Below are 12,401 nucleotides of genomic sequence, written 5' to 3' on the forward strand. Positions count from 1 at the left end.
TACTTAATTTTGAATAAAGCCAAAATCCTCAAGCGGATAGTACACCAACGCTGCTTTGCCGGCTATATCAGCTTGCGCGACAAAGCCGAAGATCCGGCTGTCCCTGCTGCGCACTCTGTTGTCCCCCAACACAAAATAGCTGCCTTCCGGGACCGTCTCCATTCCTGTCAAGGTCAGCAAATCAAAATCCGAAGTGAAAACATCCATGCCCTGCTGCTTCTCCGTCCCCAGAAAAGACTCTTCAACAGGCTCGCCATTCAGGTACAGTTGATCCTCGCTGTAAGCGATGGAATCGCCCGGCAATCCGATGACCCGCTTAATGAGCGTTTGCCCTTCTTCATTGCTGAAGATGATGATATCAAAGCGATCAACGTCAGAAAACGTCTCATATAAGAGATAGTTGCCCTGTGCCAGCGTAGGGCTCATGGAGGCGCCTTCCACTTTCAGCGGAATGAATACAAAAAAACGGATGATGATCACCAACAGCAAGGCAAAGGTGATCGCCTTCATCCAATCCCAGAGACCATCCTGCATCTTTTTATCTACTTTCATCGGTATCAACCTTTTTGGTTATAGTATGTGCTAAAACAACACTCATAGTTTAGCACATTTTACGCATAAAAAGAATCGCAACCGGTCCAAAGGCGAATATTCCAAGCAACACCAAAAAGGTTTGGCACTTCGTAAGAGCTGCCAAACCTTTCGGATTATTCGTTCCCCATCAATATTTCCACAGCCTTATCGTACTGTGTATCGTTCTCCGTAAGGACTTCCCGCAATTGTTCGACTATCGCCAATGCCGTGTCACCCGTTACGATACCGGTTGTTTCCAGCTCGTTTGCAGCTTGGAATGACGCTACCTGCTCGGCAGTGTCTTCATCATAGTAACCGTCCGCCTCGACTGCGTAGCCGATGGCATTCAGCATCGCTTCGACATTCTTGACCTCTTCCGAGACAGTTCCTTCTTCATAGGTTGCTGTGGAATCGATGATCGTCAATGTGGCGTATTCAGGAAGTGCGACTTCGTAGTCGACTGCGATCCCTTTTTCATGGATCCAGTTGCCGTTCGGCGTCAGCCACTTCGCTACAGTCAATTTCAATTCGCTGCTTTCGGTCAACGGATACACTGTTTGCACAGTGCCTTTGCCGAAAGTCGTTGTCCCGACCAATGGTATCTCGGAAGATTCCTGCAGTGCCCCCGCAACGATTTCCGAAGCGCTGGCGCTTCCTTCATCGACAAGCAGGACGGTTGGTTCGGTTATCTTGAAATCACCGAACTCGCTTGCGCTTGCCACTATTTTATTCGGATCGGCATCTTTTTCTTGCGTCTGCATGATGACGTCTCCGTCGTTAAGGAACATATTGCTGATTTTCAGAGCCTGGTCCAATAAACCGCCTGGATTCTGTCTGAAATCAAACACAAAGGATGTGACTCCCTGTGTGCGCAGATCCGTTACAGCACTGACGATATCGTCATAGGTCGGTGTTGAGAAACTGGAGACATGGACGATGCCGATTTCCGGATGTTCTTCATCGAGTTCAAATGTCACTGTTTCGATCGGAATCGTGTCCCTGATGATGTTCACTTTGAAAGTCTGATCACCGCGGACTATTTCCAGAACCACTTCACTGCCCTTTTCGCCCCGGATCAGAGCGACTGCTTCACTGGCTGTCAGGCCCTGCAATGCCTGGCCATCCGCACTGAGGATGATGTCATTCGGCAAAAGCCCCGCTTTTTCGGCAGGCGAGCCTTTGATCGGCGATACAATGACGATCTGTTGATTCAAGGACATGATCTCAGCTCCGATGCCTTCGAATGAGGCGGAGATCGTCTCATCCAGGTTATCGCTCGCTTCTGTGTTCAAGTATTGACTGTAGGGATCGCCGACTGCTTCCACCATGCCGCTCAAGGCGCCTTCGATCAGTTCTTCTTCATCGACACCTTCGACATAATTATTGAGAAGCGTCTGATAGACGGCTCCGATGCGGTCCGCTGCAGCCGAATCCAACGTCGAACTGTTTGTCCCTTGGATGATCTCTTCCGTGGAGGGAAGCGTGACGCTTCTCCCGATCCACGCATACGTTCCGCCGATTGCCGCAGCAGCGACGATGAGCAAGGAAAGGAAATAGAAGGAGAGTTTGACTCCGCGTTTTTTGCCGTTTTTAAGTTTATGCCCGTTGTTGCCCATTCATACTACACCTCTTTATGATTATAAGATAGATTCCAAAGCAACGAGCATCATGTCGTCGAACGTTGTTTCACGCTCTTCGGCAGTCGTTTCTTCCCCGGTCAGGATATGATCGCTGATCGTCAACAAAGCCAAGGCTTTCCGGTTATATTTGGCGGCCAGCAGGTACAATCCAGCAGCTTCCATTTCCACGGCCAGCACACCATAGTCAGCCAATTTCTGTTTATCCAACTCTTCGTTGTAGAAGCGGTCCGAGGATAGGACATTGCCGACGTGGACGGATAATTTCCGTTCCTTCGCGACCATATAGGCATTGTGCATCAGCTCAAAGTTGCAGATCGGCGCAAAGTTGACTTGGCCGTTGAACGTGTTGCTGACGACGCTGGAATCTGTTGTCGCGCCTTGGGCAATGACGATGTCGCGCACATGGATATCTTTTTGGATCGCCCCAGCCGAACCGACCCGGATCAGATTCTGCACGTTGTACTCGGTGATCAATTCATTGGCGTAGATCATGATCGAAGGCAAGCCCATGCCTGTGCCTTGGACAGAAACGCGCTTGCCTTTGTATGTCCCTGTGTAACCGAACATATTCCGGACCGAATTGTACTGCTCGACGTTCTCCAAATAAGTCTCCGCAATGTACTTCGCTCTTAAGGGATCGCCAGGCAACAGGACTGTTTCCGCGATTTGCCCAGGTTTTGCTGCGATGTGTGTACTCATTTCATTTCCTTCTTTCTTTATCTAATTTCTGTTCCTCTCGACGTATACGTCAAACAACTCATCAAAGACGGACATGAACTCTGTATACTCTCCGCTCAACTCCAGGTAATCGGCAAGTTCGTGGTAATCGGTCATTTGCTTCGGAAAACCGATATCCTCGGAAACCCGATTTGCAAATGCTGTTTTGTCGTCTTTTTTGTATGGGTCTCTATACGTGAGAATGAAAAGGTAAAAAGATTGTCTCATAAATTAGGCCTCTTTCTATTCTATCAAATTTTCTGTTGGTATGGTTACTTCAAATGAATATTCTTTCGTCCCTTTATCGATGGATAGCAAACGGATGGCGCTCTCTTTCGGCAGCTCCATGCTGGCCAAGTTCATCAGCACCGTTTCCGAGCCCGCATCCAAGTTGACGAATGCCGGCAGCGTCAAAAATTGAGCCAACAGACTCAAGGCTTCTTTTTCGGGTAAAGAAAGCCCGCCCAGGGAAATGTCCGTCACCTTCATCTGCAGATTGCCGTCGGTTGTCGCATGCGGCTCCCCTGACAATGCGAACGGGACCGTAAATCCCAACAGGACAGTTTCACCTTTTAAAGTCACCACATCCGTGATTTCTACCGAATAACCGGCCAGGCTCTCCTCGGACTTCATATATTCGTTGGCGATGGCAGCCAATTCGGTATTGCTCAAGGACAATCCTACCGAAAGCTGATCCTCTGATTGCGCAGTGACTTGTGCATCAGTTGCAGTTTGAGCGGGTTGTTCCATCGTGATTTTCGAGAATAGCCAAACCACCGCGATGACCAGCACGAGCGACAAGGTGATGAAAGCAATTTTCCATGGATTCGGGCTGTTTTTCGCACTTCTTTGTTGATTGGTTCCCATTCTATTCGCCCCTTTCAAAATATTCCCGTGAAACTTTCTGTCATTTTCAGGTAGGAGAGATACTGTTATTTTCTTAAATCTTACCATTTAATGTGCTATAATGCATTCAGAAGGACGTTGTTGGAGACTGTTTTTTTCTTTGGCCAAAAAACAATTGCTGACAGGCAACAAGGAGGAATGAATGTGACTACTTTTCCGCAAACAGAAGGCAGACGCAAAATCATCGTAAACGAAGTGTTGAATGCCGTAACACATGGAATCGGAACCTTGCTTAGCATCGCAGGATGCGTCTTACTCATTTTGAAGGGGTCCCAATCAGGAAACGTTACAGAAGTCGTTGCTTATGCCATTTATGGTGCTTCGATGATTTTGCTTTTTCTGTCGTCGACGCTCTATCACAGTTTCAGTATGACCCGGTTTCAAAAGATTTTCCGCTACATCGATCACGCAGCCATATATTTGTTGATTGCAGGGACGTATACGCCGTTTTGTTTGATTGCGGTCCGTAACGGCCAAAGCAGAGCTTTGTTCATTGCCGTTTGGGCAATCGCAATCATCGGCATTATCCTGAAGATCTTTTTCGTCGGAAAATTCAACGGGATTTCCACCCTCTTATACCTGGGTATGGGATGGATGGCGCTGTTCATCATTCAACCGATGTACCAGACACTCGGCCTGAACGGCATTGTGCTCATCGGGTTGGGCGGTTTGAGTTACAGTTTGGGGACTATTTTTTACTCGAACAAAAAATATGGCTTTATGCATGTCATTTGGCACCTCTTCGTTTTGGCAGGCGCAGCTTTCATGTACTTCGGCATATTGCTTTACGTGTGATAAAATCAAAAAATGCAAAAAGCGGGCTGACTCCAAAAAACATTGGAGTCAGCCCTTTTTGCTTATTCCACCCGTTTGAACACTTTGAATTCATGTTCATAGCGGTTTTTGTCGTCGACAATGCCTGCGGTTGACGAGACTAATTCCCACTCGTTCCAGTCTGTTGTCGGAAAATAAGTGTCCCCATCAAAGTCTGCATGGATGACGGTCTGGTACAGGATATCCGCGAAAGGCAGGAACAGCTCAAAGATCTCGCTACCGCCAATGATGAATAGCGTCTCCTCTTCGTTATCCAGCGCCAATACTTCTTTGACGTCATGCAGGACAGTAACACCCGGATGAGTGTAGTCGGTTTGCCTCGTCAGGATGATGCTTTCCCTTTTCGGCAGCGGGCGTGACCCCATCCCCTCGAACGTTTTTCTGCCCATCACAATTTTGTGGTTCAGTGTTTTTTCCTTGAAATACTTCAGATCATTCGGCAGGTGCCAAGGCAACGTGCCGCCTTTTCCGATGATTCCGTTGTCGTCTTCAGCCCATAATAATGCGATCATCTCATGTTTTGCCGCGCAGCCGAGCCAACGCCCGGATCGATCAGGAACCTATATGGATCCTGATGGCGGCAACCTCCTTTTCCTCAGTATGGTAATCAGTAAATTATACAGCGATCGGTGCTTTGATGCCCGGGTGACTCACGTAGCCTTCCAGGACGATATCTTCTTTTTCCATTTCAAAAATGGATTTCTCCGGATGCTTCAGCACGAGCTTAGGCAAAGCGAAAGGCTCCCTTGTTAGTTGCAGCTCGATCTGTTCGATATGATTCAAGTAAAGATGGGCATCCCCGAATGTGTGGATGAATTCCCCGACTTCAAGACCCGTTTCGTTTGCAATCAGATGCGTCAACAAAGCGTAGCTGGCTATGTTGAACGGCACCCCCAAAAAGATATCCGCGCTTCTTTGGTACAGTTGGCAGCTGAGCTTCCCATCCGTCACATAGAATTGGAACAGTGTATGGCAAGGCGGCAAAGCCATCGAAGGGACATCTTCCGGATTCCAGGCCGAAACCATCAACCTTCTTGAATCAGGGTTCGTCTTGATCATCTCGATGACATCGCTGATCTGATCGATGAATTCCCCTTGCGTCGTTTTCCAGCGGCGCCATTGGGACCCATAAATATTGCCCAATTCACCGTGTTTGGCTGCAAAGGCTGCATCCGTCAAAATCGCTTCCCGGAATTTGGCCATTTCGGCAGCATAGATTGCTTTGAAGCCCTCTTCCTTCAGGACCCGATGGCCGAAGTCTTCCATATTCGGCCCTGTGTAATCTGCTGATTTCACATAACGCTCGAATGCCCACTCATCCCAGATGTGGTTGTTGTTTTCCAACAAGTATTTGATGTTCGTGTCGCCCTTCAGGAACCACAGCAGTTCGCTCTTGATGAGGCCGAAAGCGACTTTTTTGGTCGTCAGGATCGGGAAGCCTTCAGCCAGATCGAAACGCATTTGATGGCCGAAGATGCTTTTCGTGCCGGTGCCGGTACGGTCGTGTTTCGTTGCGCCTGTTTCCAGGACAGTTCTTGCTAAATCTAAATATTGTTTTGTCATCTTTGTTCTCCTATGTGCATTAATCTTTGGCGAACTGGCTGAGATATTCCCAGCGTTCCCATTTTTCGGTAAGCGCAGCTTCCGTGTTGTCCAGGTCCTGTTGCAATTGGGTCAAATTTTCAAAGTTCGAAGCATTTTCGGCCATCGCGGTCTGCAATGTCTGCCCTTTTTCCTCAAGTGCGGCAATGTCGTCCTCGATTGTTTCCCATTCCTTCTGCTCTAAGTAGGTCCATTTGGTCTTTTCCGTGACCGCATCCTGAGACGGAACAGGTGCTGCTGCTTTTTTATTTTGCTGTTTAGCGGTTTCGCTGTCCTTTTGACTGGATACCAGCAAATATTCGCTCATATCCCCAAAGAATACGCCCGGTTTGCCTTCATCATTCAGGATCAACAGCTTGTCGGCCACTTTATCCAAGAAATAGCGGTCATGTGAAACAGTGATGACGGCTCCGCCGAAGCTGTTCAAGTAATCCTCCAATACCGTCAGCGTATCGATATCCAAGTCGTTCGTTGGCTCATCCATCAGCAGCACATTCGGTTTTGTCATCAGCAACTTCAACAAGTAAAGGCGACGCTTTTCCCCTCCGGATAACGAACTGATCAGGCTGCCGTGCGTTTCCCGCGGGAAGAGGAACGTTTCCAGCATCTCCTTGACGCTGACGATGATGCCGTCGCTTAATTTCACCTCTTCGGCGATCTCCTGCAGGTAATTGATGACGCGCTTATCGTCAGGGAGCACTTCGGAAAGTTGTTTGTAGTAGGCTATTTTGACGGTCTCTCCGATGATCAGATTCCCGCTGGCAATCTCTATTTCGCCTGCCAACATATTCAGCAAGGTTGTCTTGCCTGCTCCATTCTTGCCGACGATGCCGATGCGATCGTTCGACTGAAATATATAGGAAAAATCGTTGAGAACTTGTTTGTCTCCCGCAAAAAGCGAAATATGTTCCAGATTGAAGACGCGTTTGCCCAAGCGGGAACCATCCAACTGGATTTCGAGTTTGGCATCGGTCGTGCTTTGTTGCGTTACCTTTTCCAAATCCTCAAATCGGTGAATCCGTGCCTGTTGCTTAGTCGTCCTCGCTTTGGCGCCCTTGCGCATCCATTGCAGTTCGCTCTTGTAGAGTTTCAGCTGTTTCTCATCCATTTTTTGCTGGATGGCTTCGCGTTCGCTCTTCTGAAACAAATAGTCTTCGTAGTTTCCTGTGTAGACTTCCACTCCGCCGTTCTTCAGTTCGATGATTTTCGTTACGGCATTCTCCAGGAAGTAGCGATCATGGGTCACCAAAAGGACGGAGCCTTTGTATTGGGCAAGATAGTTTTCCAGCCAAGTGATCGAATCCATGTCAAGATGGTTGGTCGGTTCATCCAGCAACAACAGGTCCGGCGCTTGGATCAGCACTTGCGCCAAGCCGACGCGTTTCCGTTGTCCACCGGATAGCTCGCCTACTTTTTTCGTGATGTCATCCAAACCCAACCTGTTCAGGATGGATTTGATCTGAACCTCTGTTTGCCAAGCATTTTGCGCATTCATGTCAGCTTCGGCCTTGCTGTATCGGTTCTGATAATCCGGATTCAGACTGTCGTTCACCAACAATTCCAAAGCTTCCTCGTAGGCGCGGACCGTCTTGATGATGGGCGCTTCGCCTTCATAGACCGCTTCAAAAACAGTCGATTCCTTGTTCAGTTGTGGTTCTTGCGCCAAGTAACCGACACGATAATCACTGGGCACGTCCAGGCTGCCGGCATCCAGGGTTTCGATTCCCGCGATGATCTCCAGCAAGGAACTCTTGCCTGTTCCGTTCTGACCGATCAGGCCGATATGTTCACCTTCACGGATCGTGAAGGATATTTTATTGAAGAGTTTCTTCATCCCGTAGGATTTTTCTAACTCAATGGCGTTAAAGTCTTTCATATGTCTTAATCATCCTTTGTTTTCAATCCATGTCGTTTTATGTTCAGGGATCTTGATAGTCTCTTGACATTGTAACATATCCGGCTGGGCTGCGGGACATTGAAGGCCTAAAAATCAAGCCGTATTTCAGGAGCGCTTTCGTCAAAAAAATAGAGAGGTTTCCCTCTCTATTTTTATAGTTTTTATAAAATTAGAACAATCCGGTAACGACTCCGTCCTCGGTGACATCCATACGAAGGGCGGCCGGTTCTTTCGGCAGACCCGGCATGGTCAGGATATCCCCCGTCAACGCAACGACGAACCCGGCTCCAATTTTCGGAACAAAGGAACGGATGGTGATGTCGAAGTTTTCCGGACGGCCGATCGCTTTCTGGTCATCCGACAAGGAATACTGTGTTTTTGCCATACATACAGGCAAACGGTCCCAGCCATTCTTCTTGTACTGACGCAGTTGGTTTTTGGCTTCTTTGGAATAGATGACACTTTTGCCGCCATAAATTTTGGTGACGATCGTTTCGATTTTTTCTTCGATGCTGCTGTCTTCCGCCACATAAAGCGGAACGAAAGCTTTTGTGTTTTCGTCGATTGCTTTAACGACAGCATTCGCCAACGCTTCTCCGCCTTCAGCGCCTTTTGCCCAAACCGCTGTCTGGATGCATTCGACTTCCAGTGCCGCACACAAGCTGACGACTGCTTCGATTTCCGCCGCGGTGTCGTTCGTGAATTCATTGAGCGCCACAACGACAGGCACACCATATTGTTGCATATTTTCGATATGCTTCTGCAGATTTGCGAAGCCGGCTTTGACCGCTTCGACATTTTCGCCGCTGTTGAGGTCTTTCACCAATACGCCGCCGTGCATCTTCAACGAGCGCACGGTCGCTACGATAACGACTGCATCCGGGCTCTTGCCTAGTTGTGGTACTTTGATGTCCATGAACTTTTCAGCACCCAAGTCGGCTCCGAAACCGGCTTCCGTGATGACGTAATCGGCCAATTTCAAGGCAGTTTTGGTTGCCAATACGCTGTTGCAGCCGTGCGCGATATTTGCGAACGGTCCGCCATGCACAAATGCCGGCGTATGGTAAAGCGTCTGCACCAGGTTCGGCTCCAAAGCATCCTTCATCAGCAAGGTCAATGCGCCTTCCACTTTCAAGTCTCTGACAGTGACAGGTACGCGGTCAAACGTATAGCCGATGACAATGTTCCCGATCCGGTTCTTCAGATCAGTCAGCGAAGTCGATAGGCATAGGATCGCCATGATTTCGCTCGCTACAGTAATATCGAAGCCGTCCTGGCGGGGAACGCCTTGGATCGGTCCGCCCAGCCCGATGACGATGTTGCGCAAAGCCCGGTCGTTGATGTCCAATACGCGCTTCCAGGTGATCCGGCGTTGATCGATGTTCAAGGCATTGCCTTGTTGGATATGGTTATCGATCAAAGCTGATAAGGTATTGTTCGTCGCCGTGATGGCATGCATGTCGCCGGTGAAATGCAGGTTGATGTCCTGCATCGGTTGCACTTGCGCATAACCGCCGCCTGCCGCTCCGCCTTTGACTCCCATCGTCGGCCCTAATGAAGGTTCGCGCATCGCGATCATCGCTATCTTGCCGATGCGTGTCAGCGCATCGCCTAGGCCGACTGTTACGGTTGATTTGCCTTCGCCAGCCGGAGTAGGATTGATGGCAGTGACAAGGATCAACTTGCCGTCTGCCTCTTCACTCAAGGAATTGATTTTTTTGATGTCCACTTTTGCCTTGTATTTGCCGTACAGTTTCAGATCATCTTCTGTCAGGGAAAGGGTTGCCGCTACTTCTTTGATCGGAAGCATCTCATTTGCTTGAGCTATCTCGATATCCGTCTTCAAAACCATCACTCCAAATTCTTCATGTTTACATACATTTTAGCACATAGACCAAGAGAAAGAACGTGTTTTATGGCTATTCCATTGATAAAACTGCTTACATTTACGGCAAATCAAAAAATCCAGAAAGGAATTCAAGATGAAATCCCTTTCTGGATTTGAGCTTATTGACGGATCAGGTGATCGAATGCGCCCAAAGCGGCAGTCGCTCCGGCACCCATCGAGATGATGATTTGTTTGTAAGCACTGTTTGTGCAATCTCCGGCAGCAAATACGCCTTCCAGATTGGTTGAACCATGGTTGTCGACGATGACTTCGCCACGTTCATTCAACGCAACGCCGGAATCCTTCAACCAAGCTGTGTTCGGAACCAAGCCGATCTGAACGAAGACACCTTCAAGTGCGATGGTGTGCTCTTCATTCGTAGCGCGGTCCGCGTAGGAGATGGCTTCCACTTGATCGGTCCCGGTGATCGCTTTTGTCGCCACATTCGTTATGACTGTGACGTTCTTCAAAGCATGGACACGGTCCTGCAATACTTGATCAGCTTTCAATTCCGGCAAGAACTCCAGCACGTATACGTGTTTCGCCAAACCGGCCAAATCGATCGCCGCTTCTATGCCGGAATTGCCGCCGCCGATGACAGCGACGTCTTTCCCAGCAAACAACGGACCATCGCAATGCGGGCAGTTGGTGACGCCTTTCGTGCGGAACTCTTCTTCACCGGGCACGTTGACATTGCGCCAATGCGCTCCGACTGTAAGAATAGCGGTCTTCGCTTTGAGCACTGCACCGTTTTCCAGCTCGACTTCGATCAGATCATTTTTGCGGATACTTTTAGCTCGTTGGCCTTTCATGATGTCGACCTTGTACTGATTCACATGTGCTTCCACTTGCGCCATCAGTTTCGGTCCTTCCGTGTAAGGCGTCCCGATCATATTTTCGATGCCGACAGTGTCCATCACTTGTCCGCCGTAGGTCTCGACGACCATGCCGGTGTTGATGCCTTTACGGGCAGCGTAGATGGCCGCGCTGTTGCCAGCTGGTCCTCCACCTACAACAAGTACGTCGAATATGTCCTTAGCGGAGAATTCATCCACGCTTGCCGGACCGGCGGCATTGTCGATCAGTTGCTCGATCGTCATGCGCCCGCTGGCGAATGATTGGCCATTAAGATAAACAGTCGGAACAGCCATTATTTTCTTCGCTTCGATTTCATCCTTGAACATCCCACCCTCGATCATTACGTGAGAGATTTTCGGATTCAGGACGGACATGATGTTCAGTGCTTGGACAACATCCGGGCAGTTATGACAAGTCAAGCTGACATAAGTCTCGAAATGGAGTTCCTTGTCGATCGCTTTGATCCGTTTGATGATGCTGTCATCCACTTTTGGCGCCCTTCCGCTTACCTGCAGCAAAGCCAGGATAAATGAAGTGAACTCATGTCCTAACGGAAGTCCGGCAAAGGTAATGCCGCTTTCCGTTCCTGGGCGTGTGATCGTAAAACTGGGTGTGCGGGGTAATGTTGCATTCTCAAGAGAAATCTTCGCCGACATCCCGGCTATTTCCTCCAGAAACTCCCTGACTTTACCGGAATTCTCATCATCGCCCAGACTGGCTTTGAAAACTACATCCGACTCCAACAGTTCAAGATATTGGCCAAGTTGCCCTTTTATTTCTGTATCTAGTGCCATGGGAAGCCTCCTTAAATTTTACCTACCAAGTCCAAGCTAGGTTTCAATGTTTCCGCGCCTTCTTTCCATTTCGCAGGGCAAACTTCGCCTGGATGGGTGCGGACATATTGGCCTGCACGGATTTTGTCGATCAAACCGCTTGCGTCACGGCCGATGCCGTCAGCATTGATTTCCACTGCCTGCACGATGCCATCCGGATCGATGATGAACGTTCCGCGTTGTGCCAAACCTTCTTCATCCAAGACATCAAATCCGATCGAAATCGCATGCGATGGATCTCCGATCATGGTGTATTCGATTTTCCCGATAGCTGGTGAATGGTCGTGCCATGCTTTATGCGTGAAGTGTGTGTCGGTTGATACAGAATAGACCTCTACTCCCAAGCCTTGCAAGGTTGCGTAATGGTCCTGAAGATCTTCCAATTCAGTCGGGCAAACGAAAGTGAAGTCCGCAGGGTAAAAACAGACGATGTTCCATTTTCCTTTTAGGTCTTCCGATGAAACTTCAATAAATTCACCTTTGTGATAAGCATTCGCTTTAAATTCCACTATTTCTTTTCCGATTAATGACATTTCAATTCCTCCAATTATAATAATTATTTTAGAATAATCCCTATCAATAACTATATAGAATCCGTCATTAACGGTCAAGTTTTAACACTTGATAACTATAATTATTTTCCCATTTTTGGA

At 48.6% G+C, this 12,401-nt stretch carries 12 protein-coding genes; 1 reads left to right on the top strand and 11 read right to left on the bottom strand.

Going from position 1 to position 12,401, the window contains the following annotated elements; genetic code table 11:
- Positions 1–3: 3 nt before the first annotated feature.
- The 5 genes from lepB to C7R73_RS00200 all read right to left on the bottom strand — a co-directional run bounded on the left by lepB (position 4) and on the right by C7R73_RS00200 (position 3,797).
- The gene (lepB, locus tag C7R73_RS00180) at positions 4–552 is read right to left on the bottom strand and encodes a signal peptidase I (RefSeq protein WP_106448579.1); all 549 of its coding nucleotides are present in this window, start codon (positions 550–552) and stop codon (positions 4–6) included.
- Between the two features lie 155 nt (positions 553–707).
- A complete protein-coding gene (locus tag C7R73_RS00185; RefSeq protein ID WP_106448580.1) occupies positions 708–2,189 on the bottom strand; it encodes a S41 family peptidase in 1,482 nt (493 codons plus the stop codon).
- Between the two features lie 21 nt (positions 2,190–2,210).
- Positions 2,211–2,912 carry a purine-nucleoside phosphorylase gene (gene deoD, locus C7R73_RS00190; protein WP_086628011.1) on the bottom strand — a complete coding sequence of 234 codons (702 nt, stop codon included), beginning with the start codon at positions 2,910–2,912 and terminating at the stop codon, positions 2,211–2,213.
- 21 nt (positions 2,913–2,933) lie between these two features.
- Positions 2,934–3,158: a YozE family protein gene (locus tag C7R73_RS00195; protein ID WP_086985045.1), complete on the bottom strand. Its 225-nt coding sequence runs from the start codon at positions 3,156–3,158 to the stop codon at positions 2,934–2,936.
- A 15-nt stretch (positions 3,159–3,173) separates the two neighbouring features.
- The gene (locus tag C7R73_RS00200; protein WP_161525829.1) at positions 3,174–3,797 is read right to left on the bottom strand and encodes a YpmS family protein; all 624 of its coding nucleotides are present in this window, start codon (positions 3,795–3,797) and stop codon (positions 3,174–3,176) included.
- A 183-nt stretch (positions 3,798–3,980) separates the two neighbouring features.
- On the opposite strand from C7R73_RS00200, the gene trhA reads away from it, so the two are divergent.
- Complete coding sequence (trhA, locus tag C7R73_RS00205) at positions 3,981–4,631, top strand: PAQR family membrane homeostasis protein TrhA (protein ID WP_234402575.1); 651 nt, start codon at positions 3,981–3,983, stop codon at positions 4,629–4,631.
- 62 nt (positions 4,632–4,693) lie between these two features.
- Here the strand turns inward: trhA and C7R73_RS00210 are convergent, their stop codons facing one another.
- The 6 genes from C7R73_RS00210 to ahpC all read right to left on the bottom strand — a co-directional run bounded on the left by C7R73_RS00210 (position 4,694) and on the right by ahpC (position 12,281).
- Positions 4,694–5,182, bottom strand: coding sequence for a dihydrofolate reductase (locus tag C7R73_RS00210; protein ID WP_106448582.1), 489 nt, complete (start codon positions 5,180–5,182; stop codon positions 4,694–4,696).
- A gap of 103 nt (positions 5,183–5,285) precedes the next feature.
- Positions 5,286–6,233, bottom strand: coding sequence for a thymidylate synthase (locus C7R73_RS00215; protein ID WP_106448583.1), 948 nt, complete (start codon positions 6,231–6,233; stop codon positions 5,286–5,288).
- A gap of 19 nt (positions 6,234–6,252) precedes the next feature.
- On the bottom strand, positions 6,253–8,148 hold the full coding sequence (locus tag C7R73_RS00220) for an ABC-F family ATP-binding cassette domain-containing protein (protein ID WP_106448584.1): 1,896 nt from the start codon (positions 8,146–8,148) through the stop codon (positions 6,253–6,255).
- A 190-nt stretch (positions 8,149–8,338) separates the two neighbouring features.
- Positions 8,339–10,015: a formate--tetrahydrofolate ligase gene (locus C7R73_RS00225; RefSeq protein ID WP_106448816.1), complete on the bottom strand. Its 1,677-nt coding sequence runs from the start codon at positions 10,013–10,015 to the stop codon at positions 8,339–8,341.
- A 161-nt stretch (positions 10,016–10,176) separates the two neighbouring features.
- Positions 10,177–11,709 (bottom strand): alkyl hydroperoxide reductase subunit F, encoded by a 1,533-nt coding sequence (ahpF, locus tag C7R73_RS00230; RefSeq protein ID WP_106448585.1) that lies wholly within the window; start codon positions 11,707–11,709, stop codon positions 10,177–10,179.
- A gap of 11 nt (positions 11,710–11,720) precedes the next feature.
- A complete protein-coding gene (gene ahpC / locus C7R73_RS00235) occupies positions 11,721–12,281 on the bottom strand; it encodes an alkyl hydroperoxide reductase subunit C (RefSeq protein ID WP_106448586.1) in 561 nt (186 codons plus the stop codon).
- Positions 12,282–12,401 lie beyond the last annotated feature (120 nt).

The sequence above is a fragment of the Trichococcus alkaliphilus genome (assembly GCF_003008695.1).
GTDB classification, from domain to species: domain Bacteria; phylum Bacillota; class Bacilli; order Lactobacillales; family Aerococcaceae; genus Trichococcus; species Trichococcus alkaliphilus.